This window comes from Herminiimonas fonticola, from assembly GCF_003293745.1.
GTDB classification, from domain to species: domain Bacteria; phylum Pseudomonadota; class Gammaproteobacteria; order Burkholderiales; family Burkholderiaceae_D; genus Oxalicibacterium; species Oxalicibacterium fonticola.
This window is the reverse complement of record NZ_PTLZ01000001.1, coordinates 1,248,176-1,272,796: the sequence shown is the minus strand read 5'-3', so window position 1 is coordinate 1,272,796 and position 24,621 is coordinate 1,248,176. Positions and strand designations below refer to the sequence as shown.

Below are 24,621 nucleotides of genomic sequence, written 5' to 3'. Positions count from 1 at the left end.
TAGCCGCGCATCAATCACCTTGATACAGCGCCGCCGAACCAGTGTAATTTTCAAACTTGGTGTACTGGCCGAGGAAGGTCAACCGCACACTGCCAATCGGGCCGTTACGCTGCTTACCAATGATGATTTCCGCCGTGCCTTTATCCGGCGAATCGGGGTTATACACTTCATCACGATAGATAAACAAAATCACGTCGGCATCTTGTTCGATAGCGCCGGATTCACGTAAATCGGACATCACAGGACGTTTGTTCGGGCGCTGTTCCAGCGAGCGGTTCAACTGCGAAAGCGCAATCACCGGGCAATTCAATTCTTTGGCCAAACCTTTCAGGCTACGCGAGATTTCGGAAATTTCCGTTGCGCGGTTCTCACCTGAGGTATTGGCCGACATCAGCTGCAGGTAATCGATGATGATCAAACCAAGCTTGCCGCATTGACGCGACAAACGACGCGAACGTGCGCGCAACTCAATCGAATTGAGTGCTGGCGTTTCATCGATGTACAACTGCGCATCGTTCATCTTTTGAATCGCATGCGTCAGGCGTGGCCAGTCTTCATCTGCCAGACGACCGGTACGCAGGCGATGCTGATCCAGACGACCAACCGAACCCAGCATACGCATCGCCAACTGAGTGCCACCCATCTCCATCGAAAACACGGCGACCGGCAAGCCGCTTTCAATCGCGACGGTTTCACCAATGTTGATCGAAAATGCGGTTTTACCCATCGATGGACGGCCTGCGACAATGATCAGATCGCCAGGCTGCAAGCCAGATGTCATACGATCCAAATCGGCGAAGCCGGTCGGGACACCAGTAATATCGCTAGTGCTGTCGCGGTTATACAGTTCATCAATACGCTCGACGACTTGCGTCAGCAGTGGTTGAATTTCCTGGAAACCTTGCGCACCGCGTGCGCCTTCTTCAGCGATCGAAAAAATCTTGGATTCCGCTTCGTCCAGCATCTGCTTGACTTCCTTGCCTTGCGGATTGAAAGCCTGGCCGGAAATTTCATCTGAAACGGTAATCAGTTTGCGCAACACGCCGCGGTCACGCACGATTTCTGCATAACGACGGATGTTCGCAGCAGACGGCGTATTTTGCGCCAGCGCATTCAGATACGAAACGCCGCCGACTTCCTCTGCCTTGCCGCTGTTGGTCAACGCTTCAAACACAGTGATGACGTCGGCTGGACGGGATCCATTGATCAGCTTGACGATGTGCTGAAAAATAATCCTGTGATCGTAACGATAAAAATCGTCCTGATTCACAAAGTCGGCGATCCTGTCCCACGCGGCGTTATCGAGCAGCAAACCGCCGAGGACGGATTGCTCAGCCTCTATCGAATGCGGGGGAACGCGAAGGGAGTCTACTTGCGGATCGGCACGGTTGTTCATGGCGCGAATTATACCTGCTACGAGGGGGCGCTTTCAGAAAATGGGCAATAAAAAAGCCGGGAAAACCCGGCTTTTTTGCGGCAACAAGTGCCAGACTTACTTTCAACAGATTTAAGCGTGGTCGCCTATAACTGCGATCGTGACGTCAATCACAACATCCGTGTGCAATGCAACGGAAACGACGTGGTCGCCAGCAATTTTCAGAGGGCCGTTAGGCAAGCGAACTTGTGCTTTTTCAACTGCGAAACCTTGCTTGGTCAACGCGACAGCGATATCAGCATTGGTAACGGAACCGAACAAACGGCCGTCAACACCTGATTTTTGCGAAATTTGAACGGTTTGACCGGTCAATTTTTCACCTTGCGCTTGCGATACTGCCAATTTTGCAGCGGCGATGTTTTCCAGTTCTGCACGTTTGACTTCAAATTCAGCCAATGCAGTCGTCGTTGCACGACGAGCTTTGCGTTGTGGAATCAGGAAGTTACGTGCGTAGCCGTCTTTGACTTTAACGACTTCACCGAGGTTGCCGAGATTAACGACTTTTTCTAACAGAATGACTTGCATGTTTTTCTCCTATTTCAGTCGTTAATTATGCGTGGTGCAAATCGGTGTACGGCAACAGCGCGAGGAAACGTGCGCGTTTGATTGCTGTATCGACTTGACGTTGATAGATTGCTTTGGTGCCAGTCAAGCGTGCCGGCATGATTTTGCCGTTTTCTTGAACGAAATCTTTCAGTGTGTCCACGTCTTTGTAGTCAACTTGTTCTACATGTGCAGCGGTGAAGCGGCAGAATTTTTTACGCTTGAACAAAGGGTTTTGTTGTTTGCGTTTTTCTTTGAGTTTGCTTTTGTCGAATTTTTTACCGAATGCCATTTTGGGCTCCTGTATCTAAATGTGGGTCTCGAAATCTGTGAGATGGAAAACAAGGCTTTTGCTGTTACGGCTCTTACGTGCCAGGAAACCGGTGAACTGAAATGTCCCGCCTAATTCGGCTTGATTGAATCTGCCTGAAATTTCTCCCGCGGCAATCGCGGCAATCTCAAACTCGACCAATCGTGGAATACCTGCTTCATTCTGTTGCGAACTGTGTAGCAAAACTGCTGACACAATCGGGACACCGGCCGGTGTGTAGCGCAAAATTTCACGCTCGGCGATGGTGGCTACGATTTTGCAATGATTCTGAAGCTGATTCACTCTCCTGATACGTCTTTGCAATAATTAGGCAGCAGGTGCCTCGGTACGATGGCTCTTGGCAGCATCTTCCTTCTGCACAGCCTTCATCATTGGCGATGGCGCTGTTTCAGCCTTCTTCATTTTCACTGTCAGATGGCGCAGAACGGCATCGTTGAATTTGAAGCCGGTTTCGATTTCAGCCAGTGTTTCGCCATCACATTCGATGTTCAGGCAGACGTAGTGGGCTTTAGCCAGTTTTTGGATCAGGTACGCCATTTGACGGCGACCCCAGTCTTCCACGCGATGAACAACACCACCGCGTGCGGTGACGATGCCTTTGTAGCGTTCGATCATTGCGGGCACTTGCTCGCTTTGATCCGGATGGACGATAAATACGATTTCATAATGACGCATGTAAGCTCCTTTTGGACGGATTGAAGATTGCCCACCTCGGCGTCAAGACGAGTGTGGGAAGAGGAAAACGCGCAATCATACGCCCTCACGCCAAAAAACTCAACGCTTTCAAGCATTTATCGCACGATTACCGGTGTTTTTCCTGGAAGAATCGGCGAATTTGCTTGCGCTCCTGCATATACTGTATAAAAATACAGACTGTTTATATAGACAGCCCGAAAGACAGTTCGCGCTAACGCGTCATCTCACGCAAGACTCAAGCTAGGCCATGCAATGATCAAACTAACTGCTCGCCAGGAACAAATCCTGAATCTGATCCGCGACGCGATTGAAAACACTGGTTTCCCACCAACCCGTGCCGAAATCGCAACAGAACTCGGTTTCCGCTCCGCCAATGCCGCTGAAGAACATTTGCAAGCATTGGCCCGCAAAGGCGCGATTGAAATTTCGCCGGGCACTTCACGTGGTATCCGCTTGCGCGATATGGGTAGCAATGGTGAAGAACGCCATCCTGGCAGACAGATGGCATTGCCGCATCCAGCGTTGATGCAATTAAGCCTTCCGCTGGTTGGACGGGTTGCTGCCGGCTCACCCATCCTCGCGCAAGAACATATAGAAGCCACTTATAACGTCGACAAATCGCTGTTCTCCGCCAAGCCCGACTTTTTGCTAAAAGTCCGCGGCATGTCGATGCGCGATGCGGGAATTTTGGATGGTGATTTGCTGGCCGTGAAAAAAATCGACAGTGCAAAAAACGGTCAGATCGTCGTAGCGCGCTTGGGTGACGATGTCACCGTCAAGCGTTACAAGAAGACCGGCTCCTTGATTGAACTGCTACCGGAAAATCCTGATTTCCAAACTATCCGCGTCGATCTTGAGCACGATGATTTTGCGTTAGAAGGTTTGGCCGTTGGCTTGATGCGTAGCTGGCACTGACGTTATTAAGAGTTAATCGCGGCGCAGTTTTTATTTAAAGCGCCGCGAGTTAAGCACTCACGTTGCCTACAGATTTAAAGTCTCAATTCAGCAAGATAAGACCTGCCTTTATTTTTTGCACTTCGCTAGAATCTGCTTCGCGATTCCACGCAAAATATTGACCTCTTCCGTCTCCAGTTGAGTACGGGAGAACAATCGCTTCAGGCGCGGCATCAGCTTCTTCGGATTGTCCGCATCCAGAAAGTCGATGGCCACCAGCGCCTGTTCAAGATGGGTATACATGCCATCGATCTGCGTTCTACCTGCCGCTTCACCTTGAAAACCGATAGTCGGATTCACAGCAAGCGTCTCGCCGATACTAGCCATGCGCGCCTCATACGCCACGACTTGTATCGCTTGCGCTAGATTCAATGATGAATAATCAGGATTGGCGGGGATATTGATCAACACGTTGCATTTCTCAACAATCTCATTCGGCAAACCAAAGCGCTCATTGCCGAACACAACAGCGGCACGCAGAGTCGTTTCTTCATTCAACCGCGTTGCCAAAGTGCGTGGCGAAATAACCGGCGGCGAAAATTCTCTTAAACGCGCCGTAACCGCCGCCGCATAATTGCAATCAAGCAGCGCTTCCTCTATCGAGCCAACGATGCGCGCCGATGCCAACACATCATTGGCACCACTGGCAAAGGCAACCGCCTCTTCCTGTTGCGCAGCATCGGCGAAGCGCGGATTGACCAGCACCAGCTCGGAAAAACCCATGTTTTTAATCGCTCGCGCCGCCGCGCCGATATTGCCTGGACGACTGGTTTCGACCAGTACAAAACGCAGGCGATTGAAAAGAGGCGTGTCAGTTTGGGGCAGGTTCATTTAAAATAGCGGCATTGCGCGGTAAGAATCATGTCGAAATGGCATATCTATACCGCATCGCTCATTAATTTCAATTTAGGTGGTACCCTCTTCGCTTACGCGATGGTGCCGCCATTTTAACGGAATCTCTATGCATCCCATGCTTAATACGGCGGTTAAAGCGGCTCGCCGTGGCGCTGCCATCATCAACCGCGCATCCTTCGATCTTGATCGCGTCAAGGTGACGGAAAAAAATCCTAACGACTTCGTTACTGAAGTCGATCAGGCGGCCGAGCAGGCGATCATTGAGGTTCTGAAAACCGCGTATCCCGATCACGCGATCCTCGCCGAAGAATCCGGCGCCTCTGCCAATCTGCACGACGAAAACGAAAACGTCTGGATCATCGATCCACTGGACGGCACAACCAATTTCATTCACGGCTTTCCACAATATTGCGTATCGATCGCCTTGCAACAACGCGGCCAAATCACGCAAGCGGTCATCTACGATCCAACTCGCAATGATCTGTTTACCGCTACCAAAGGTGCAGGCGCTTATCTGAATGAAAAGCGCATACGCGTCACCAAGCGCGACAAGATTGCCGACGCTCTGATAGGCACAGGCTTCCCTTTCCGTGGCACGGACAACATCGACCAATACCTGAAAATGTTCAAGATCATGTCGCAAAGCTGCGCCGGTCTGCGCCGCCCAGGTTCCGCTGCACTCGACTTAGCTTATGTAGCTTGCGGTCGCCTCGATGGCTTCTTTGAAAAAGGTTTAAAGCCGTGGGATCTGGCAGCAGGCTCATTGCTAATCACAGAATCCGGCGGCATCGTCGGCACCTTTGAAGGCGAATCCGATTACTTGTACAAAGGCGATATCCTTGCCGGCACGCCGAAAGTATTCGCGCAAATGGTTTCGCTATTGAGCCCATTTGCAAAATAAACAACTCCAATAATTTGCCAACGCGAGTTATTCAATGAAGAGAAAATAATGGCCACAGATTCATTCGGTGCCTATGTTTTCTCTTCATTTTTCTTTTGTGCTTTCAAACGCAACGTAACAAGATGAATTAAGCAGCAACTATTCCGCGGTATGCCGCGCGCTGCTGTTATACTCGCCGCACCCGGCAACGCTCCAGTCACCTTGCCGCCGTCCCACGACTTCAGTTTTCCAATCCCGTTTGCCTGCGACTGGCGCCCTCTGCGGCGACAGGCCGATATTTTTCTATTGAGTTTTCATGTTATTTACTGACCTCGGCTTGGCCGAAGGAATTGTGCGCGCCGTTTCCGAAAGCGGTTATACCTCCCCGACCCCGATTCAAGCACAGGCAATTCCTGCCGTGCTCGCTGGTGGCGATCTGCTGGCCGGCGCACAAACCGGTACCGGCAAAACCGCCGGCTTTACCTTGCCTATCCTGCATCGCCTGGCGACCAGCGGCGTACCGCATGCCTCGAAAACTGGTGCACGCCCTATCCGTGCACTAGTCTTGACACCTACGCGCGAACTCGCCGCACAGGTAGAAGAAAGCGTACAAACCTACGGCAAATATTTAAATCTGAATTCCGCGGTTATTTTCGGCGGCGTTGGTATCAATCCGCAAATCAAGATGTTGAAGCATGGTGTCGATATTCTGGTCGCCACACCTGGCCGCCTGCTGGATCACATGCAGCAAGGTACCGTCAATCTGACCAAGATTGAAATCCTGGTGCTGGATGAAGCCGACCGCATGCTGGACATGGGCTTTATCAAGGACATTCGCCGCGTACTCGCCGTCCTCCCGAAAAATCGCCAGAATCTGTTGTTCTCCGCGACTTTCTCCAACGAGATCAAGGCACTGGCGGAAGGCTTGTTGAATGCACCGCAAGTGATTGAAGTTGCACGCCGCAATTCGACAGTCGAAGTCATCGAACAAAAAATCCATCCGGTTGATCGCGACAAAAAACATCCTATGCTCGCGCATTTGATCAAGACCAATAACTGGTCGCAAGTGTTGGTATTCACGCGTACCAAGCACGGCGCCAACAAACTGGTTGAACAACTGGAAAAAGACGGCATCAGCGGCATGGCGATCCACGGCAATAAAAGCCAGTCGGCACGCACACGTGCACTGAGCGAATTCAAGGATGGCAGCTTGCAGGTTCTGGTCGCCACCGACATCGCCGCGCGCGGTATCGATATCGATCAACTGCCACACGTCGTCAACTACGATTTGCCTAATGTGCCGGAAGATTACGTACATCGCATCGGTCGTACCGGCCGTGCTGGTGCTACCGGTGAAGCTGTATCACTCGTTTGCGTCGATGAACTCGATATGTTGAAAGACATCGAAAAACTGATCAAACGCAAATTGGTATCAGAAGTGATTCCCGGTTTCGAACCTGATTTGAATGCCAAGCCGCAGCCGATCCAACGTCGCAGCAACGATGCCCCTGGTCGCAGACCGCAACAAGGTCGCGGTAATGCGCCAGCTAAATCTGCCAAGGCTCCTGGCGCAAAACCAAGTGGACCAAACGGTCAGGCGCGCAGCTTTGGCGGCAATGCCAACGCACGCCCCGCCTCACCTCACCGTTCAGGCGGCCGCGGCCGATAAAACTCAACGCAGATGCAGAATCTGCATTGATGTTCCAACTAAAAAGCCATGTCACGAACAATCTCGTGGCATGGTTTTTTTATTGATGCCCCATGGAAAGCTAGGCAAAAAACAGGCATGCGTGAATTACGCTGAAAACAGAGACGCCAAGACAATAATTTCATTGAAAACTGCACCAGATATACTCCATACTGCCTGCTGCAAATCTCTACCGGCATCGGGACATCCTAAGGCGCATTACAACGCTGTAAATGTCGTAGAAAACATTCCATACTTTTAACGCAATGACAAAAAAAGAAATCGCAGAAAAACCGCAGCATTCACCATATATGCAGCAATATTTGCGCATCAAGGCTGAGCATCCAACGACCTTGCTGTTTTTTCGTATGGGCGATTTCTACGAACTTTTTTTCGAAGATGCAGAAAAAGCTTCGCGCCTGCTCGGCATTACCCTCACCGCACGCGGCACATCCAACGGCAACCCAATCAAGATGGCTGGTGTGCCTTTTCATGCGGTCGATCAATATTTGGCCAAACTGGTAAAGCTGGGCGAATCCATCGCTATATGCGAACAAATCGGCGATCCCGCCACCAGTAAAGGCCCTGTAGAACGCAAGGTCATGCGCGTCATTACTCCCGGCACGCTCAGCGATTCCGATCTATTGCCGGAAAAATCCGAACAGCCTTTGCTCGCGCTGTACAGCACGACACAACGCAAAACCGTCACCATCGGCATGGCTTGGCTATCGATGGCGAGTGGTGTCTTGAAGTTGATGGAATTTTCCACCGATGCCGAGAATGCAGATACACGTTTGAAGCATGAACTGGAACGCATCGCACCGGCTGAAATTTTATTGCCAGGCAATGTCAACGACCTGTTCAATGAATTCGCGTTTGTAAAAAATACCACCGTACCGGACTGGCACTTCGATATCACGCACGGTACGAAAGCTTTGTATGAACAATTGAATGTTGCCGCCCTCACCGGCTTTGGCGCGGAGAATCTGACGGCTGCCATAGGCGCTGCTGGCGCATTGCTGCTCTATGCACAATCCACGCAAGGTAAAGGCCTGCAGCATGTACGCACGCTGACGGTAGAAACAGAAAACGAATTCATAGGACTTGATGCCGCCACGCGCCGCAATCTGGAGCTGACCGAAACCATACGTGGCCAGGACGCCAATTCAGGCACGCTGTTCTCCTTGCTCGATCACTGTCGTACCGCGATGGGTTCGCGCTTGCTGCGCCATTGGCTGCATCATGCTCGCCGCGATCAAACCGTCGCACGCGCGCGGCATGCGGCGATTAATGCGTTGATGCGCGCAGATGCGAGCACAGGCATCTCTTCCACATTGGCCTCAGTGCCCGACGTCGAACGCATCACCACACGCATCGCCCTGCAATCAGCACGTCCACGCGATCTGGCTGGGATGCGTGGCGGTTTGCAGCAATTGCCGTCCTTGCGCGCCTACGTTTCAATGTGCAACAAGGATGCCGATGCACCTTTGCTGAAAGCCATACACGACGCACTAGCAACACCAAGCGAATGCCTGGATTTGGTAGAGCGTTCGATCGCGATGGAACCGGCCGCGATGGTGCGCGATGGCGGCGTGATTGCTCGCGGTTACGACGCCGAACTGGATGAGCTGCGCGGACTGTCGGAAAACGCCGGGCAATTCCTGGTTGATCTGGAAACGCGCGAGCGCGCACGTACAGGCATCAACAATCTGCGCGTCGAGTACAACAAGGTGCACGGTTTTTACATCGAAGTCACGCACGGTCAGACCGACAAGGTGCCGGACGATTATCGCCGGCGACAAACATTAAAAAATGCCGAACGTTACATCACGCCGGAACTAAAGGCTTTTGAAGACAAAGCCTTGTCCGCACAGGAGCGTGCGCTCTCCCGAGAAAAATATCTGTACGACCAGGTTCTGCAGCAGATGGCACAGCACATCGGCACGCTGCAAAACATCGCGCATGCGCTCGCGCAACTCGATACGCTGGCCGCACTGACTGAGCATGCCTTGCGTCACAACTGGTCTATGCCACAGTTGGTTGCCGAGCCCATGATCAAGATAGAACAAGGTCGACACCCGGTAGTCGAAAACCATATAGAACGCTTTATCGCCAACGATTGTCTGTTGAGTGATGAAAGCAAACTGCTGCTGATTACCGGACCGAATATGGGCGGTAAATCGACCTACATGCGACAGGTTGCCTTGATTACCTTGCTGGCCTATATTGGTAGTTTTGTGCCGGCCGAGAGCGCTACCATAGGCCCTATCGACCGCATCTTTACGCGCATAGGCGCAGCGGACGATCTGGCTGGTGGCCGCTCTACTTTCATGGTGGAAATGACGGAATCTGCCGCTATTCTGAATGGTGCCACCGAGAACTCACTGGTCCTGATGGATGAAGTCGGACGCGGTACCTCAACCTTCGACGGCCTCGCGCTGGCGTGGGCTATCGCCAAGCATTTGATCGACACGACACGCAGCTTTACGTTGTTTGCCACACATTATTTTGAACTGACGCAGCTGCCTGAGGTCCATTCATCAGCCGCCAACGTGCATTTATCGGCGGTGGAGCACAAGGACAAGATTGTTTTCTTGCATGCAGTAGAAGCCGGTCCTGCATCGCAAAGCTATGGCTTGCAGGTTGCTCAACTGGCTGGCGTGCCGCAAGCCGTGATTCGCGCTGCACGCAAGCATCTGGCATCGCTGGAAGCCAGCTCGATGCAGACTACTCCGCAGTTCGATCTGTTTGCTGATCCTGGCATGGCGGCAACAGTTGCTGATGACGAAATTTCTGTACCAGTGTCTGCGATTGAAGAAGCACTTGTCTCCATCAACCCCGACGCCTTGTCACCACGCGATGCATTGGATGCACTTTACAGATTGAAGGAACTGAGTAATCAGCATAAAGAATGAAGAAATTTGCAGCTCCCTTGCTGATGGCTTTTACGCTACTGCATCCAGTATTTGCGCACAGTACACAGTCCAGTCCATTTAGTTTTGGCGTGATTGCCAAACCGCTCAAGGCAGCAGCCGGGGCAGGCATGGTGCGCGATGCCATTACAGAAAGCGATGCAGACAACCTCGCTTTTGTCGTCGCCAATGGTGTCAAGGCTGGCGACGAAAGCTGCAGCGACGAGGCGTATAAAAATCGGCGCAGCCTGTTCGATGAAGCAAAGAACGGTTTGATCGTTTCGATCACCGCCAGCGACTGGGCACAATGTGTCAGCGCCAAGAATCGCTCTATTTCCGCTGAGCGCCTGAGTCGCTTGCGCGATGTATTTTTTGCTGATGAATTCTCTTTTGGCGACAGCAAAATACCGTTGGTACATCAATCCACAATGCCGAAATTCCGACTGTATGCAGAGAACATGCACTGGCGCATAGGCGACGTGATGTTTGCGACTGTCAATCTGCCATCAAACAATAATAACTATCTGAATGCTGCAGGCCGCAATAGCGAATTCGAAGATCGACAAATCGCCAATAACGACTGGCTGAAGCGTATTTTTCTGACGGCAAAAATCAGCAAGCTGGATGGCGTCGTCATATTTTGCGACGGTAATCCGCTGATTCATGTGGAGAATTCATCGTTTTTTTCCTCTACCGGAAAACGCGAAGGCTTTGCCGATATCCGTAAACAGATCACTGCATTTGCGGGGAAATTTCAGGGGAAAATCCTGATAGTGCACAGCGATCTGGATGCGCGCCGCATGTCGAATGCAAACGGCATAGAGTGGAAAGCCAATATCGGGACATTGCACACTGAAGTACCGTGGATAAAAATCACGGTTGACTCCAGCCAGCCGCAACTATTCGCAATGAAGAATCCGTCAATCTCAACACAAGCAGCGCGTCGATAAGATTGCGCATCAAACGCATGTGAATAAGCAGCTATAAAAATAAAAAAGGATGCGTTGAACGCATCCTTTTTTTATTTTCCAAACCCGTTCTTTTAAACAGGCAGCAAGCAACGATTAATGAATCGGATGCGTACGGAAGTGATCGCCTTCTTCACCGTCGTCATCTTCTGCACCGTGATGATGACCATGTGCGCCATGCACATGTTCGTGCGCAATTTCTTCTTCGGTTGCTTCACGCACATCGGTTACCTTCAGCGTAAAGCGCAAAGCCATGCCGGCCAATGGATGATTGCCATCCAGCACAACCTTGTCATCGGCAATATCGGTCACCGTGAAAATGAGCGGTTGCTCATCTTCATCTTCTGTTTCTGGGGAACCTTCGAATTGCATACCGACTTCCAGCGGTGTAGGCAGACGACCACGTGGTTCGATTTTTACCAGGTTAGGATCGTAATCGCCGAATGCGTCTTGCGGTTCAACCTGGATCGTATCTTCAAAGCCGACTTCCTTGCCGTCCAGCGCTTCTTCAATCTTTGGCAAGGTATTTTCATAGCCACCATGCAGGTAGACCATAGGGTCACGACTTTCTTCAATCAAATCGCCTTGCGCGTCCAACAATTTGTAATCAACGGTCACGACCGTATTTTTGGCAATCTTCATGATGATCCTTTCATTTTGTGTGGTCGCCATTATACCCGTGACGATATGAGATGAATACCTGGCTTCTGCGCTGCGAGGCCTGCCTATATAATGACGTCATGAAAAAATTGACTCTTTTAGGCGGCATTACCGCCGCAGAATTTCTGCGTGACTACTGGCACAAAAAACCCCTGGTGATTCGCCAGGCAATCCCTGACTTCAAAGCCTTACTCTCTCGGGAAGAACTATTCGAGCTGGTTCAAAGCGACGAGGTTGAATCGCGCTTGATCACACACGAAAAGCGGCACTGGAAGATGGACAACGGCCCTTTTGAGCAAGTTCCTCCATTGGCACAGAAAAACTGGACCTTGCTGGTGCAAGGCGTCAATCTGGTCGATGAAGCAGTTGATGCATTGATGCGGCAATTCGATTTTGTACCGGATGCACGTCTGGACGATCTGATGATCAGCTATGCGACGGAAACCGGCGGTGTCGGTGCGCATTTCGACTCCTACGATGTGTTCCTGCTGCAGGCACATGGGCATAGGCGCTGGCGCATTAGCGCGCAAACAGATTTGACGCTGGTTGACGACGTACCGCTGAAGATATTGAAGAACTTCAAGGCCGAAGAAGAATTCATTCTGGCTCCTGGCGATATGCTGTACCTGCCACCGCAATACGCGCATGAAGGCGTAGCGATGGACGAATGCATGACTTATTCCATAGGTTTCCGCGCGCCCTCATATCAGGAATTGGGGGAGGCATTCCTCGAGTCGATGATAGAAACGATATACCTGCCCGGCCGCTATGCAGATCCCGATTTGAAGTTACCGAAACACAAAGCCGAAATCAGCAATACCATGCTGTCCCGGGTCAGCGCCGAATTGAACAAGGTCAGATTCACGCAAGAAGATATCGCGCTGTTTTTGGGCGAATATCTATCCGAACCCAAAGCCCACATCTTTTTCGACGCGCCAGAACCACTTTTGACAAGCACCCGTTTTATCCAGAAAGCCAGAAAAAATGGCGTAAAACTGTCGCTCAAGACTCAGATGCTGCACCGCGACAATTACGTCTTTATCAACGGTACTTCTTTTGAAGTTGGACCAGAAGACTTGGCAGTTCTTCAAGTTTTAGCCAATGAACGAACCTTGAACGGTGTAATTATCGCCTCGGCATCAGAAGACATTATTGATGCCTTGCATACCTGGTACAAGGACGGCTGGCTGACTTTGCAATAGCGTAAAAAGGGCGAAATTGCCGGAAGTAACCTGTTTGCCAGCGCGTTCGAATCAGGTATATCAGGGCCATTTTGGCAGGGAATAAATATTATCAGGGCAGCACACTTACCAAAATGTAAAAGTGTTGTGTCACAAGCAAAAAGAAGCGCTATAATTATCGGTTAGGAAGGTTTCGTTTCATCGCACCGCAGCATTTGGTTCGAAATACGTACGAAGCACCCTATAGAGCGATAATTACCGGTAATTATTCATCGCAAATTAATATCAACCCTGACTTATTATTGAAAGATAATCATGACAAAATCCCTGCTGATCGCATCCCTGTTGGCTATCGCTTTGACCGCTTGCTCGAAAAAAGAAGAAGCACCAGCTGCTCCTGCAGCTGAAGTTACAGCTCCAGCACCAGCTGCTGAAGCTCCAGCAGCACCAGCAGCTGCTCCAGCTGAAGCTCCAGCAGCACCAGCTGCTGAAGCTCCAGCAGCTCCTGCAGCACCAGCAGCTGAAGCTCCAGCCGCTAAATAATTCAGATTATTTCTGAATGAAAAAGCCGACCCTCAGGTCGGCTTTTTTTATGTCTTTCTTGTTAGTAGCAATTGAAATAAATCCTAAGTACTACCCAGCTTTATCTATCCGCCACATTCACCCAGAAAAATCCTTCTTCCTGACATGCGATCATCACGTCGACGCTATCCGCGACCACGTCTGTTAATGCAGTCCGTGCAAGCTCAGGCGTATTATTTTTAAGACTCAGGTGAGCGCCGACTATACGTTTCAGCCGGGATTTATCCAGCTCGCTCAGAATTTCACTGGCCGTCTGATTCGATAAATGTCCGTAATCGCCGCCTATGCGCTGCTTCAGCGATGGAGGATAAGTGGAATCACGCAGCATCTGGCGATCATGGTTACATTCCAGCATCAAGGCATCGCAAGCAGCCAGCTCGGTAATCAAATGCGCAGTCGCATGGCCAGCATCGGTCAACACGCCCAGCCTCAAGGCTCCATTGCTTGCCACATACTGCACCGGCTCGCGCGCATCATGCGGCACCGTGTATGGAGACAGCTCCAGATCGCCAATTGAGAAAATGCCACCATCTCGACAGAAATGAATATCCACATCGTCGCAACGATCGCGAGTTGCTTGATAAGTGCCGAAGGTAAGCCACACCGGCAGGCGATGACGCCGCGCAAACTTGAATACGCCGCCAACATGGTCTTGATGTTCGTGAGTAACGATGATGCCGGCCAGATCGGCAGGTGTCATCTGCAGTCGTTCGAGACGGCGTTCGGTTTCCCGAATGCCGAAGCCGCAATCCAGCATGACTGTGGTGCTAGTCGTGCCGGATTGGGTAGAAATGAGTAAGGCGTTTCCTTCGCTACCACTGCCGAGACTGGCAAACTTCACCGTGATACCTCAGCAGTCGCAGGAAAAATCAAGTCCGCTTTTACTTCAGTTGTTCGTTCAACAAAGTCAGGATTTTTTCACCGGTTTTCGACGCTTCCGGTTTGCCATCATTGTTCTGAACAGAAATCTGGCTGGAATCGGTAGCGCCCTTGACGGAGATGCGATAACGGGTAGCAGCCTTGTCTTTTTCAGTTTTGGAACCACCGAAGGTGAACAGGTTGCTGAAGAAGCCTTTTTTCTCGGTGTTCTTGGCATCGTCACCTTGATCGACATAACGTACGAAGTACAAACCTTGCGTACGGTCTCGATCTTCAACGGTAAAGCCGACACGATCCAGCGCCAAACCTACGCGACGCCATGCACGATCAAAACCTTCGTCAACCTGAACGTAACTAGCGTTAGCGCTTTTGATCATTTTTGCACGCGAGGATTGCGCGGCAACATTCGCAACAGCAGCTTTGGCACGCGTACCTTCAACGCCGAGCTGAATCATCAGGCGCGACAGGAATTCAGCTTCCAGATCCGGATCAGAAGGACGTGCGGTCCATACTGTGGTTTCCTTGTCTGTGCCGGTCAAGACTTCTTCGGCACCACGGTGGCTGACATAGACTTCAGTCGCGCCATCGCCACGACGTTCAAGACGGGTACGAAATTTATCGCGCTCACCGGTTGAATAGAGCGAGTCGAAAATCTTGCCGAGCGAATTGCGAAGAAAATCTTGTGGAATTTTTGCGCGGTTTTCTGCCCAGTCAGTTTCCATCACGCCAGTTTGCGGCGCATCAAGGCTGATCAGAAAACCATTGTCCTGCCAGAAATCCTTGATTTGCGGCCACAATACTTCAGGTGGTTGATTGACGACCAGCCAGCGTTGCGAACCATCGCGCTCTACGCGTACATCCGACAATGCTTTAGGTGCAACCGTGGCAGCCTGCTCGGCTGGACGCGTACCTTGTTGCTGATTGTAGGCAGATGCAGTTGCTGTGCCACGATTGGAATCCGGCAATGCGTAACGATTTTCACGTTGCAGCTGCGTCAGGTCCGGCGGGATTTCCAGCGTAGGCGTCTTCTTGACCTCGCTTTTATAATCGATGCGTCCTGGTTCCAGCATGGAATTGATGGAGCTGCATCCAGCCAGGCCGGTGAGCGCGAGCACGTAAATCATTCCACGTTTTGCGAAGCTGCTTTGAGCCATGTAAGAAATCTTCCGAGTAATAAAGTGAATACTTAAAAAGTCTGTTCAGCAGGTAACTTCAGATGCTGGCGCCAAATCGAGGCTTATTGTAATACACCCGATTCACGCATCGCCGCGCGCACGACATCATGGTATTCCGCAGCCAGTGGCACGATAGGCAAACGCATGCCCGGTGGGATGAGGCCGATTTCCGCCATTGCCCATTTCAATGGAACAGGATTCGGTTCGACGAAGAGCTTGTTATGCAATGGGAACAGCTTGTTATTGATGGAAATTGCTTCGGCAACGCGCTGATTCATCGCGGCATCGCACAGCTCATGCATGCCACGTGGCGCGATATTCGCCGTCACTGAAATATTGCCTTTTGCTCCGCAAAACATCAGTGCCATTGCAGTAGCATCGTCGCCGGAATAAACCGCGAACTCTGCCGGTTTCAAACGCATCAGGTCTGCGCCACGAGCGATATTGCCGGTCGCATCCTTGACACCGATCACGCCTGGAATTTGCGCCAGACGCAGGATCGTTTCATTTGCCATATCGGCGACAGTACGACCAGGCACGTTATACAGAATAGCCGGCAGATCAACCGCTTCGGCGATTTTTTTGAAGTGCTGATACATGCCTTCTTGCGTCGGACGATTGTAGTAAGGAACAACCAGCAAAGAAGCATCCGCGCCCACGTCTTTGGCAAACTGGGTCAGTTCAATCGCTTCGGAAGTGGAGTTGCCGCCTGTGCCGGCAATGATAGGAATACGCTTGGCAGTATGGTCAACCGCGACGCGAATCAGCTCGCAATGTTCATCAACCGAAACGGTAGGCGATTCACCTGTGGTCCCGACGATCACGATGCCGTCCGTACCTTCGGCGATATGCCAATCGATCAATTTGCGCAGACCCGGCAAATCGAGTGAGCCGTCCGCGTGCATGGGAGTAACGATTGCGACTATGCTGCCCTGAATCATAATAGTGTGTGAACGAAAAATTGGAGAATATTAGATTGTAGCGGATCGCCCGCTTGTGTGGTGCAGTCTTGCTCAGACGCAGATCAAATTAAGCGAAGATTTTCCGGTGGCAGGCGGTGGCGGCTCTTGATGGCGCAGATTCTTTGCACCATGGCCGGTTTTGGCGTATCGATATAGCCATCTTCATAGGCAATTACCTGCAAACCGTGACTGTGCGTGATTTCCAGCAATTCACCATGTCGCAGTAAAAAATCCGGATTCGACGGCTTGCCAAATTGCTCATTCCCCAGTGCGAAAGTTTCATAGATAAGGATGCCGTCGATTGCCAGACTGGCGATCATCTTCGTCCACAGCGGTCTATGCAGATAGTTCACCACGACCACACCGGCAAAACGTTCTGCGGCAAATGGCCACGGATTGCCGTTTTCCAGATCCACTTGCTGGGTCTGGATACCTTCTCCAGCTGCTAAAGCCAGTGCATCGGCATTGCGATCCACCGCCAACACAGGATGTCCCTGCCCTGCCAGCCAGCGGCTGTGACGTCCGGCACCAGAGGCGAGATCCAGTACTTCGCCGGATGGAATCAAGTGGGTAAAACGTGTCACCCAGGCCGACGGCTTCGAAATCAAATGTGAATCGGCATCGTGCACTACTGCATTTTTGCCGTCGGCACTCATGAGCGGTAACCCAAACCCATCGCGTCACGTACTTCGCGCATGGTTTCCTGCGCCAGCGCACGTGCCTTGTCGCGCCCGTCGGCGACAATTGCACGCACCAGCGATGGATCGTCGATGTATTTCTGCGCACGTTCACGCATAGGCTCCTGCTCTTTCAGCACGCCGTCGATCACTGGCTGTTTGCATTCAATGCAACCAATGCCAGCTGATGTACAACCTTTGACTACCCACTCCTTGGTCGGCGCATCGGAATACACCAGGTGCAATTGCCAAACCGGGCATTTTTCCGGATCACCAACGTCGGTGCGACGCACACGCGCAGGATCGGTCGGCATCGTACGGATTTTCTTGGTCAAACTCTCTTTGTCTTCACGCAAGGTAATCGAATTGCCATAGCTCTTGGACATTTTTTGTCCATCGAGCCCCGGCATACGCGATGCTTCCGTAAGACGTGCTTGTGGTTCGAGCAAAATCTGTTTGCGGGTGCCGGCCAAATAACCGAACAGGCGCTCGCGATCGGTTTCGCTGATGCTTTGCACGCTATCCAGCAAGGTTTTCGCCCAGCCCAAAGCTTCGGCATTGCCCTGTTCTTGATACGCAGTGCGCAATTCCTTGTACTGCTTGCCTTGCTTGCCGCTCAATTTCTTCAATGTGTCGGCGACTTTTTCTTCAAAGCCTTTTTCCTTGCCGTACAGATGGTTAAAGCGGCGCGCAATTTCACGCATCATTTCGATATGTGGAATCTGATCGGCGCCCACCGGTACCTGCGTCGCGCGATAAATCAATACGTCTGCCGCTTGCAACAAGGGGTAACCGAGAAAGCCGTAAGTCGCGAGATCGCGTTCCGACAATTTTTCCTGCTGGTCTTTATAGGTCGGCACACGTTCCAGCCAACCCAGTGGCGTGATCATCGATAGCAGCAAATGCAACTCGGCATGCTCGACCACTTGCGATTGAATGAACAGGCTCGATTTATTTGGATCAATACCGGCCGCCAGCCAGTCGATCAGCATTTCCCAGGTACTACTTTCGATGATGCTCGGATCGTCGTAATGCGTCGTCAGTGCATGCCAATCGGCGACGAAGAACAGGCAAGGCACTTCAGATTGCAGTTTGATCCAATTCTTCAGCGCACCGTGATAGTGGCCAAGATGCATCGCGCCTGTCGGGCGCATACCGGAAACAACGCGATCAATAGACATAAAAACTCAGTTCAGAAAAAAAGTAAGGGGAGATACAAGCAGCAGCAAACCAGTTTTGGCAATTCCCATGACCGGCCCCATCCAGAAGTGCAGCACGTTCAAAAACATTAATCCCAGCACGATAAAGAAACCATACGGCTCCAGTTGTGCAAATTTATACGCATATTTATGCGGCAGGATGCTGGTCATGATGCGTCCGCCATCCAGTGGTGGAATCGGGAACATATTGAAGGCAAAAATCACCAGATTGGTCAGCACGCCGGCTTGAGCCATGCGCATAAAGAACTCTTCGCCGGAATTAAAGGCATGCAGGAAGATCATCAGCACCAGCCACATCAGCGCCATCGCCAGATTAGCCAGTGGCCCGGCCAGCGCGACAAAAGCCATCTGCTTTTTTGGATTACGCAGATTGCCGAAATTGACCGGAACCGGCTTCGCGTAGCCAAACAGAAACGGACTGCCGACGAAATACAGCACGATAGGAATCAGCAAAGTCCCGATAGGGTCGATGTGCTTGAGTGGATTCATGCTCATGCGACCTTGCGCATAAGCAGTCGTATCACCGAAGTATTTGGCGGCGTAAGCATGTGCTGCTTCGTGCAGCGTGATTGCAAAGACAATCGGCAACGCATAAACAGCAAAAGTTTGGACGAGTTCGTTCATGGGCAGGATTTTATCAGAGGGAAGGCTGCAATTTGCGGCGGCAAACAAAGCAATTGCATGCCAGCAGGCTGGTCACGGATACAGTAGCGTAGACACAAGGAGGAAAAGAAGGCTGAATACACTACCCAGCCTCGATTGAGAAAACGATTTAAAGACCGAATGGCGATGCATCGCCGCGCCCTTGCCGCTGCAGCACGGGTTCGGGGCCAGTCAGATCTATGACCGTGGTCGGCTCCAGGCTGCATGCGCCACCATCGATCACCAAATCGACCACCTTGGCCAAGCGATCACGTACTTCTTCCGGATCTGTCAGAGGTTCATTTTCATTCGGCAAAATCAAGGTCGTACCTAACAAGGGCTGCCTCAATTCTTCCAGCACCGCATGCACAATCCGGTTTTCCGGTACGCGCAAACCTATGGTTTTGCGTGAAGGATGACTCAGGCGGCGCGGTACTTCCTTGGTTGCTTCCAGAATAAAAGTGTAGGAACCCGGCGTTGCCGCTTTCAGCAAACGATATTGCTGGTTATCGACTTTCGCATACAGAGCGATTTCACTCAGGTCACGACACAGCAAAGTCAGGTGATGCTTGTCATCGACATTGCGTATCCGACGCAGGCGCGTCACCGCATCCTTGTCATCAAGATGGCAAACCAGCGCATAGCAGGAGTCGGTAGGCATCGCGACGATGCCGCCCTCTTTGATAATCTGCACGGCTTGATTAATCAAGCGCTGCTGCGGATTGTCCGGGTGTATCTGAAAAAATTGGCTCATGAAATAATAAAACCCAAGAAATACGGCGACCATCTGGTCGCCGTCGTATGCCTACTTATTGAGAGAATCAGCGAATTTCGCGCAAGGCAGCGATACGTTGTTCTATCGGCGGATGGCTGGAAAACAAAGACATGAATCCAGGTTTGTCATTGATACCCAGCGAAGCCAAACCTTCCGGCAAACTGGAAGGCGTAATGCCGCCCAGACGTGCCAGCGCATTCATCATAGGTTGCGGGCTGCCGAGCAATTTTGCAGCACCAGCATCAGCGCGGAATTCGCGATGGCGCGAGAACCATGCAACGATTACCGAAGCAGCGATACCGAACACGATCTGCGAGACAATCACTGTGACCGTGTAGCCGATACCCTGACCGCTGTTGTTGTCTTTCGAAATGGCACGATCGACAAAGTAACCGACCACGCGTGACAGGAACACGACGAAGGTATTCACCACGCCTTGCACCAAGGTCATTGTTACCATATCGCCATTCGCGACGTGGGCAACTTCATGCGCCAGAACAGCCTCGACTTCTTCCTTGGTCATGCTTTGCAGCAGACCTGTCGAAACAGCAACGAGAGCAGAATTTTTGAAAGCGCCGGTTGCAAACGCATTCGGCTCGCCGTCATACACAGCGACTTCAGGCATCGCGATACCTGCGCGTTCCGACAATTTGCGTACTGAGTCGATCAGCCACAACTCTGTGCTCGACGAAGGTGCATCGATGACACGCGCGCCTGTCGACCATTTCGCCATAGGTTTGCTGATCAGCAGCGAGATGATGGAACCAGTAAAACCCACTACCAGCGAAAACACCAGCAGCATAGGCAGGTTCAAACCGGCTTGTGAAATAAAGCGATCCACACCCAGCAGCGACAAAACAATCGACATCACTGCGATGACGGCAATGTTCGTTGCGACGAAGAGGATAATTCGTTTCATTCAATAATCTCCAGAGGGAATTAGATGCGTAGGATAAATAGGGACGCCGGCTGATATTTCAAGAGCGCAAGATAACTGATTAAGTGACTTCGCTCAACAAGCTGCTCCATGAGCAACATCGCGAGAAATTCAAATAGGCCAGTCGTGCCAGATTGGTTTTACGCCGGATGGCAATGGCGGTAATTGGCCCAGATCCACCCGCGATTCACCTAGCCCGTGAAAATCGGAGCCACGCGACGCCAGAAAACCGTAGTTGTTCGCAACTTTTGCGTAATAGCCGTACTGATCTACCGTGTGACTGCCGGTGGTGACTTCAATCGCAGCGCCACCCAAATCCTTGAATTCACTGAACAATGCATCAAAGGCAAGGTCGCTGAATTTGTAACGTCCCGGATGCGCAATCACGGCGATGCCGCCAGCACTGCGTATCCACTCAACTGCATTTTGTAAAGTCGCCCAGCGATGCGGTACGAAACCCGGCTTGCCTTCGCCCAGATAATCGGCAAAAACATCGTGCAAATCTTTGCTCAAGCCTAATTCGATAATGTAGCGAGCGAAATGGGTGCGTGAAATCAAATCCGGATTGCCGACGAACTTGAGCGCACCTTCGAATGCACCTGGAATACCAGCTGCTGCAAGTTGTGCGGAAATCTCTCGCGCACGTTGTTCGCGACCGCCACGCGTGGCAGTAAGTCCTTGCACCAGCGTCGGATTGGTTTCATCAATTTGCAAACCGACGATATGCACGGTTTGGCCGGCCCATGTAGTAGAGATTTCAACGCCTGCTACAAAGGGCAGAGCTAGCGATGCCGCAACGGCTCGCGCTTCTGCTATGCCACTCAACTCGTCGTGATCTGTTATCGCCCACACATCCACGCCATTTGCCTTGGCGCGCGTTGCCAGCGCCGTCGGCGTCAGCGTACCGTCGGAGATATTGGAATGACAATGGAGGTCAACGTTCAGCATGCAAATTTATATAGATAATGTCCAAGGCAGAAATACAACTCGATTGTACGCGTGATAAACGTATTTTGTTGCGATGCAAAATGATGCCAGTCACGTTTTAAACCAGAAATTGATCCATCGCATGTGCCACAATCTCAGGCTGATCATGCTGCAGCATATGGCCTGCATCCGCCACCATCAACTTGGTGACCTTAGTCGCATTCTGTAAATGCGCAACACGTCTGTCAATCTCTGCACGTGCCTGTTCGTTGGACCCCATGCGTGGCAGCAGTTCACTATTTTTTGCCTCGACCCACAATACGTCCGCAGTCACTGCTTGCCAACATGCCATGACTTCTTCAACGCGATACAAGTTCGGATTAGGCAGCTTGTGCCACGGATCGGCTTGAATATCCCATGTACCGGCTTCATTTTTCGCGGCCCAATGCTGTGCCAGAAATGCAGCGCGCTCATCGCTTAAACGCGGATTGTTTTTCTGCAGACGTAGCGCGACTTGTTGCGATGTCGCATAGCTGCGCAGGTTTGGATTGTTCCGCACTTCTTCCAGCCATCTTGCGTAACGTGCCGGCGCTTCGTTCGCTTGCGTTGTCGGCATGCCAAAGCCTTCCAGCATGATGAGCTTCTTGATTCGGGCAGGACGTACACCGGCGTAAATACCCGCGACATTTGCCCCCAGGCTATGGCCTAATAAATTGACAGGCTGCTTAGGCGCATAGTGCTGCAGTATCGCATCCAGATCAGCCAGATAGTCAGGAAACCAATATGACTTGCCAGCATACTCACTCAACCCGAAGCCACGCCAGTCAGGTGCGATCACGTGCCAATCGCGCTGCAGCGCATCGACCAGAAACTGGAATGAAGCAGACACGTCCATCCAGCCATGCAGCATGAATAACAGTGGTGCATTGTTGTCCCCCCAATGCCGGATGTGATACTGCATGCCACGAATAGGCAGGAATTCGGAGCGCGAAGATTTCATGCGGAATGACGATAGAAAGCTGTGAATAAAAATGTGCAATTACCTGCGATGAAAATTCTGCAAGCAGGAACAAAGGATAGACCATCATTTAGCTGTCGGCCAGCGTGCACTGATTCAGAATTTCTTGGTATGAAAAATCCTCAAGTCGCATGGTGAACACTGAGCTGAAACAAACCTTAAAGCTTCAACGGAAAGTGAAGCCGATGATTACGCAAACCGTTAACCAGAAAGCGCGTCGATGATCCCGAATCATCGACGCGCTATGTAGACGTGCTTACTTGTCTTTAGGAGCTTCCTGCATTTTTTGACCGATTTCTTCCAGCTTCTTGCCAGTTGCATCCTGCATATTTGCTACGCTTTGGCTAGCTTCAGCTTTTGCCTTGTCAGCCTCTTGGCCGACTTTGGTCGTGGCCTCATCTATTTTTTGCCCTGCAGTGGTGGCAGCCTGATCAATTTTTTGACCTGCAGTTTCTGCCGGGCCAGCGACGTCTTCTTTTTTCTGGCAGGCAGCCAAACCTGCGATCAACACAGTAGCGGCGAGTATGGAAACGAGAGTTTTGCTTGAATTCATGATTTTCCCTTTTATCAATTGACGTTATAAATCTGAAATGATGCGAAAAAATGCCTGAAGCCAACAAACCCTTGCGGCAACTTATTGTCGTCTTGTAGGACATCCTTTGCGCATTCGATTGCCGAGTACCTCACGAGATAACTCAATTGCAATCTTTCATCTGACTATCAACTTCTAATCAAGTTTCATCCACGTAGTAACAAGGTGTAACCCTGACAACTACTTTAATACAGTGGCTGATGGTACGCCATCCATTAGCGCCGTCAATTCGATCTCGCTAAAACCAGCCGCTCGTCTGGCAGGAAAATTAAACGGTCCTCTTAGTACAGGCGCTTTGTATTGCACAGTCAAGATTGCATAGGTCGCGACCGGATCGAGACTGCGTTCGTCACACAGCACCTTGTACCAATGATTACCGATGGCGACGTGACCGATTTCATCACGCAGGATGATGTCAAGAATCTCCGCCGCTGGCTGATCGCCGGCCTGCGCCAGCTTGGCCCGCGTCATCGGCGTCGCATCCAGTCCGCGCGCCTCCAATGTGCGCGGCACCAGCGCCATTCGCGCCAGAATATCGCCGCTGGTTTTATCGGCCATTTCCCACATGCTGTTATGCGCCGAGAAATCGCCATATTGATAACCTAAGGTCTGCAAATGTGCCGCCAATAATGAGAAGTGCAAAGCCTCCTCACCTGCTACTTGCAGCCAATCCGCATAGTAGGCCTGCGGCATCCCGGCAAAACGCCACACCGCATCCAAGGCGAGATTGATCGCGTTGAATTCAATATGTGTCAGTGCATGAATCATCGCCGCGCGCCCTTCCACCGTAAGCATGGATCTATGTTTTACAAACCTGGGCGAGATCAGTTCAGGTCTAACGGGCCGCCCCGGTATGGGCAGTTGCGTCGCCAATCGCTGCTGTGTATTCAACGACAATTGACCCTCTTGCCATCTTGTCGCCATGGCTATCACACCTTGTGCCTTGCAGGACGGATCGGTTTCACCCGCCCATCGCAATGCGAGCGTACGCAATTCCGTGACATCTGAGGGCGCAGTAAGGTGGGGACTATTCATCTGAGTGACGTAAAATAATGCCTTTGCAGGCGGAAAAAGCTCAAGAGATGACATTGTGGAGGAAAAAACTCTTCCAATTCCGCTATTTGGCCCCATTT

At 51.4% G+C, this 24,621-nt stretch carries 26 protein-coding genes; 7 read left to right on the top strand and 19 right to left on the bottom strand.

Annotated features, from left to right (window positions below; genetic code table 11):
- Positions 1 to 10 precede the first annotated feature (10 nt).
- The 5 genes from Hfont_RS06325 to rpsF all read right to left on the bottom strand — a co-directional run bounded on the left by Hfont_RS06325 (position 11) and on the right by rpsF (position 2,984).
- Positions 11 to 1,396, bottom strand: coding sequence for a replicative DNA helicase (locus Hfont_RS06325; RefSeq protein WP_112991430.1), 1,386 nt, complete (start codon positions 1,394 to 1,396; stop codon positions 11 to 13).
- Positions 1,397 to 1,507: 111 nt separating this feature from the next.
- Complete coding sequence (gene rplI, locus Hfont_RS06320; RefSeq protein WP_112991429.1) at positions 1,508 to 1,960, bottom strand: 50S ribosomal protein L9; 453 nt, start codon at positions 1,958 to 1,960, stop codon at positions 1,508 to 1,510.
- A gap of 25 nt (positions 1,961 to 1,985) precedes the next feature.
- A complete protein-coding gene (rpsR, locus tag Hfont_RS06315; RefSeq protein ID WP_076591749.1) occupies positions 1,986 to 2,270 on the bottom strand; it encodes a 30S ribosomal protein S18 in 285 nt (94 codons plus the stop codon).
- A 15-nt stretch (positions 2,271 to 2,285) separates the two neighbouring features.
- Positions 2,286 to 2,591 carry a primosomal replication protein N gene (gene priB, locus Hfont_RS06310; RefSeq protein ID WP_112991428.1) on the bottom strand — a complete coding sequence of 102 codons (306 nt, stop codon included), beginning with the start codon at positions 2,589 to 2,591 and terminating at the stop codon, positions 2,286 to 2,288.
- A 24-nt stretch (positions 2,592 to 2,615) separates the two neighbouring features.
- Positions 2,616 to 2,984, bottom strand: a complete 369-nt coding sequence (gene rpsF / locus Hfont_RS06305) for a 30S ribosomal protein S6 (RefSeq protein ID WP_112991427.1) — start codon at positions 2,982 to 2,984, stop codon at positions 2,616 to 2,618.
- A 273-nt stretch (positions 2,985 to 3,257) separates the two neighbouring features.
- Here rpsF and lexA point away from each other — a divergent pair, with 273 nt between their 5' ends.
- The gene (gene lexA, locus Hfont_RS06300) at positions 3,258 to 3,920 is read left to right on the top strand and encodes a transcriptional repressor LexA (RefSeq protein WP_112991426.1); all 663 of its coding nucleotides are present in this window, start codon (positions 3,258 to 3,260) and stop codon (positions 3,918 to 3,920) included.
- 108 nt (positions 3,921 to 4,028) lie between these two features.
- Here lexA and Hfont_RS06295 read toward each other — a convergent pair whose 3' ends face one another.
- Positions 4,029 to 4,790, bottom strand: a complete 762-nt coding sequence (locus tag Hfont_RS06295; protein WP_112991425.1) for an RNA methyltransferase — start codon at positions 4,788 to 4,790, stop codon at positions 4,029 to 4,031.
- Positions 4,791 to 4,929: 139 nt separating this feature from the next.
- On the opposite strand from Hfont_RS06295, the gene Hfont_RS06290 reads away from it, so the two are divergent.
- The 4 genes from Hfont_RS06290 (at position 4,930) to Hfont_RS06275 (ending at position 11,243) form a co-directional block, all read left to right on the top strand.
- The gene (locus Hfont_RS06290) at positions 4,930 to 5,715 is read left to right on the top strand and encodes an inositol monophosphatase family protein (RefSeq protein ID WP_277740097.1); all 786 of its coding nucleotides are present in this window, start codon (positions 4,930 to 4,932) and stop codon (positions 5,713 to 5,715) included.
- 295 nt (positions 5,716 to 6,010) lie between these two features.
- Positions 6,011 to 7,363 (top strand): DEAD/DEAH box helicase, encoded by a 1,353-nt coding sequence (locus tag Hfont_RS06285; protein ID WP_112991424.1) that lies wholly within the window; start codon positions 6,011 to 6,013, stop codon positions 7,361 to 7,363.
- 284 nt (positions 7,364 to 7,647) lie between these two features.
- Positions 7,648 to 10,296 carry a DNA mismatch repair protein MutS gene (gene mutS / locus Hfont_RS06280; RefSeq protein WP_112991423.1) on the top strand — a complete coding sequence of 883 codons (2,649 nt, stop codon included), beginning with the start codon at positions 7,648 to 7,650 and terminating at the stop codon, positions 10,294 to 10,296.
- Complete coding sequence (locus tag Hfont_RS06275; protein WP_112991422.1) at positions 10,293 to 11,243, top strand: hypothetical protein; 951 nt, start codon at positions 10,293 to 10,295, stop codon at positions 11,241 to 11,243. The genes mutS and Hfont_RS06275 overlap by 4 nt, the downstream gene beginning before the upstream one ends.
- A 114-nt stretch (positions 11,244 to 11,357) precedes the next feature.
- On the opposite strand, the gene Hfont_RS06270 is transcribed toward Hfont_RS06275, so the two are convergent.
- Complete coding sequence (locus Hfont_RS06270; RefSeq protein WP_112991744.1) at positions 11,358 to 11,903, bottom strand: FKBP-type peptidyl-prolyl cis-trans isomerase; 546 nt, start codon at positions 11,901 to 11,903, stop codon at positions 11,358 to 11,360.
- A gap of 98 nt (positions 11,904 to 12,001) precedes the next feature.
- Between Hfont_RS06270 and Hfont_RS06265 the strand changes: the two genes are divergently transcribed.
- Complete coding sequence (locus Hfont_RS06265) at positions 12,002 to 13,123, top strand: cupin domain-containing protein (protein WP_112991421.1); 1,122 nt, start codon at positions 12,002 to 12,004, stop codon at positions 13,121 to 13,123.
- Positions 13,124 to 13,417: 294 nt separating this feature from the next.
- On the top strand, positions 13,418 to 13,645 hold the full coding sequence (locus Hfont_RS06260; protein ID WP_112991420.1) for a hypothetical protein: 228 nt from the start codon (positions 13,418 to 13,420) through the stop codon (positions 13,643 to 13,645).
- Between the two features lie 100 nt (positions 13,646 to 13,745).
- Here the strand turns inward: Hfont_RS06260 and Hfont_RS06255 are convergent, their stop codons facing one another.
- From Hfont_RS06255 to Hfont_RS06200, 12 genes are all read right to left on the bottom strand, one after another.
- The gene (locus Hfont_RS06255) at positions 13,746 to 14,525 is read right to left on the bottom strand and encodes an MBL fold metallo-hydrolase (RefSeq protein ID WP_112991419.1); all 780 of its coding nucleotides are present in this window, start codon (positions 14,523 to 14,525) and stop codon (positions 13,746 to 13,748) included.
- A gap of 40 nt (positions 14,526 to 14,565) precedes the next feature.
- On the bottom strand, positions 14,566 to 15,717 hold the full coding sequence (gene bamC, locus Hfont_RS06250) for an outer membrane protein assembly factor BamC (protein ID WP_181666418.1): 1,152 nt from the start codon (positions 15,715 to 15,717) through the stop codon (positions 14,566 to 14,568).
- A gap of 83 nt (positions 15,718 to 15,800) precedes the next feature.
- On the bottom strand, positions 15,801 to 16,679 hold the full coding sequence (dapA, locus tag Hfont_RS06245) for a 4-hydroxy-tetrahydrodipicolinate synthase (protein ID WP_112991418.1): 879 nt from the start codon (positions 16,677 to 16,679) through the stop codon (positions 15,801 to 15,803).
- A gap of 83 nt (positions 16,680 to 16,762) precedes the next feature.
- Positions 16,763 to 17,356 carry a class I SAM-dependent methyltransferase gene (locus Hfont_RS06240; protein WP_112991417.1) on the bottom strand — a complete coding sequence of 198 codons (594 nt, stop codon included), beginning with the start codon at positions 17,354 to 17,356 and terminating at the stop codon, positions 16,763 to 16,765.
- Positions 17,353 to 18,558: a tryptophan--tRNA ligase gene (locus Hfont_RS06235; protein ID WP_112991416.1), complete on the bottom strand. Its 1,206-nt coding sequence runs from the start codon at positions 18,556 to 18,558 to the stop codon at positions 17,353 to 17,355. The genes Hfont_RS06240 and Hfont_RS06235 overlap by 4 nt, the downstream gene beginning before the upstream one ends.
- A gap of 6 nt (positions 18,559 to 18,564) precedes the next feature.
- Positions 18,565 to 19,221 (bottom strand): site-2 protease family protein, encoded by a 657-nt coding sequence (locus tag Hfont_RS06230; protein WP_112991415.1) that lies wholly within the window; start codon positions 19,219 to 19,221, stop codon positions 18,565 to 18,567.
- A 148-nt stretch (positions 19,222 to 19,369) separates the two neighbouring features.
- The gene (locus Hfont_RS06225) at positions 19,370 to 19,993 is read right to left on the bottom strand and encodes an L-threonylcarbamoyladenylate synthase (RefSeq protein WP_112991742.1); all 624 of its coding nucleotides are present in this window, start codon (positions 19,991 to 19,993) and stop codon (positions 19,370 to 19,372) included.
- A gap of 67 nt (positions 19,994 to 20,060) precedes the next feature.
- Positions 20,061 to 20,933: a protease HtpX gene (htpX, locus tag Hfont_RS06220; protein WP_112991414.1), complete on the bottom strand. Its 873-nt coding sequence runs from the start codon at positions 20,931 to 20,933 to the stop codon at positions 20,061 to 20,063.
- 129 nt (positions 20,934 to 21,062) lie between these two features.
- Entirely contained in the window at positions 21,063 to 21,899 is an 837-nt protein-coding gene (locus Hfont_RS06215; RefSeq protein WP_112991413.1) for a 3',5'-nucleoside bisphosphate phosphatase, read from the bottom strand.
- 97 nt (positions 21,900 to 21,996) lie between these two features.
- Complete coding sequence (locus Hfont_RS06210) at positions 21,997 to 22,878, bottom strand: alpha/beta fold hydrolase (RefSeq protein WP_112991412.1); 882 nt, start codon at positions 22,876 to 22,878, stop codon at positions 21,997 to 21,999.
- A 274-nt stretch (positions 22,879 to 23,152) separates the two neighbouring features.
- Entirely contained in the window at positions 23,153 to 23,449 is a 297-nt protein-coding gene (locus tag Hfont_RS06205; RefSeq protein ID WP_112991411.1) for a hypothetical protein, read from the bottom strand.
- Positions 23,450 to 23,668: 219 nt separating this feature from the next.
- Positions 23,669 to 24,523, bottom strand: a complete 855-nt coding sequence (locus Hfont_RS06200) for a ferritin-like domain-containing protein (RefSeq protein WP_112991410.1) — start codon at positions 24,521 to 24,523, stop codon at positions 23,669 to 23,671.
- Positions 24,524 to 24,621: the final 98 nt, after the last annotated feature.

Bases quoted from the DNA above. Each gene is read 5' to 3' on its own strand.
- Hfont_RS06260 (WP_112991420.1), top strand. From the start codon at position 13,418: ATGACAAAATCCCTGCTGATCGCATCCCTGTTGGCTATCGCTTTGACC.
- rpsF (WP_112991427.1), bottom strand. From the start codon at position 2,984: ATGCGTCATTATGAAATCGTATTTATCGTCCATCCGGATCAAAGCGAG.
- Hfont_RS06275 (WP_112991422.1), top strand. From the start codon at position 10,293: ATGAAGAAATTTGCAGCTCCCTTGCTGATGGCTTTTACGCTACTGCAT.
- Hfont_RS06235 (WP_112991416.1), bottom strand. From the start codon at position 18,558: ATGTCTATTGATCGCGTTGTTTCCGGTATGCGCCCGACAGGCGCGATG.
- Hfont_RS06290 (WP_277740097.1), top strand. From the start codon at position 4,930: ATGCTTAATACGGCGGTTAAAGCGGCTCGCCGTGGCGCTGCCATCATC.
- Hfont_RS06215 (WP_112991413.1), bottom strand. From the start codon at position 21,899: ATGCTGAACGTTGACCTCCATTGTCATTCCAATATCTCCGACGGTACG.
- Hfont_RS06265 (WP_112991421.1), top strand. From the start codon at position 12,002: ATGAAAAAATTGACTCTTTTAGGCGGCATTACCGCCGCAGAATTTCTG.
- Hfont_RS06210 (WP_112991412.1), bottom strand. From the start codon at position 22,878: ATGAAATCTTCGCGCTCCGAATTCCTGCCTATTCGTGGCATGCAGTAT.
- Hfont_RS06325 (WP_112991430.1), bottom strand. From the start codon at position 1,396: ATGAACAACCGTGCCGATCCGCAAGTAGACTCCCTTCGCGTTCCCCCG.
- Hfont_RS06240 (WP_112991417.1), bottom strand. From the start codon at position 17,356: ATGAGTGCCGACGGCAAAAATGCAGTAGTGCACGATGCCGATTCACAT.
- dapA (WP_112991418.1), bottom strand. From the start codon at position 16,679: ATGATTCAGGGCAGCATAGTCGCAATCGTTACTCCCATGCACGCGGAC.
- Hfont_RS06205 (WP_112991411.1), bottom strand. From the start codon at position 23,449: ATGAATTCAAGCAAAACTCTCGTTTCCATACTCGCCGCTACTGTGTTG.
- Hfont_RS06295 (WP_112991425.1), bottom strand. From the start codon at position 4,790: ATGAACCTGCCCCAAACTGACACGCCTCTTTTCAATCGCCTGCGTTTT.
- rplI (WP_112991429.1), bottom strand. From the start codon at position 1,960: ATGCAAGTCATTCTGTTAGAAAAAGTCGTTAATCTCGGCAACCTCGGT.
- Hfont_RS06230 (WP_112991415.1), bottom strand. From the start codon at position 19,221: ATGAACGAACTCGTCCAAACTTTTGCTGTTTATGCGTTGCCGATTGTC.
- bamC (WP_181666418.1), bottom strand. From the start codon at position 15,717: ATGGCTCAAAGCAGCTTCGCAAAACGTGGAATGATTTACGTGCTCGCG.
- Hfont_RS06270 (WP_112991744.1), bottom strand. From the start codon at position 11,903: ATGAAGATTGCCAAAAATACGGTCGTGACCGTTGATTACAAATTGTTG.
- mutS (WP_112991423.1), top strand. From the start codon at position 7,648: ATGACAAAAAAAGAAATCGCAGAAAAACCGCAGCATTCACCATATATG.
- Hfont_RS06225 (WP_112991742.1), bottom strand. From the start codon at position 19,993: ATGAGCCAATTTTTTCAGATACACCCGGACAATCCGCAGCAGCGCTTG.
- Hfont_RS06285 (WP_112991424.1), top strand. From the start codon at position 6,011: ATGTTATTTACTGACCTCGGCTTGGCCGAAGGAATTGTGCGCGCCGTT.
- lexA (WP_112991426.1), top strand. From the start codon at position 3,258: ATGATCAAACTAACTGCTCGCCAGGAACAAATCCTGAATCTGATCCGC.
- rpsR (WP_076591749.1), bottom strand. From the start codon at position 2,270: ATGGCATTCGGTAAAAAATTCGACAAAAGCAAACTCAAAGAAAAACGC.
- Hfont_RS06200 (WP_112991410.1), bottom strand. From the start codon at position 24,523: ATGAATAGTCCCCACCTTACTGCGCCCTCAGATGTCACGGAATTGCGT.
- htpX (WP_112991414.1), bottom strand. From the start codon at position 20,933: ATGAAACGAATTATCCTCTTCGTCGCAACGAACATTGCCGTCATCGCA.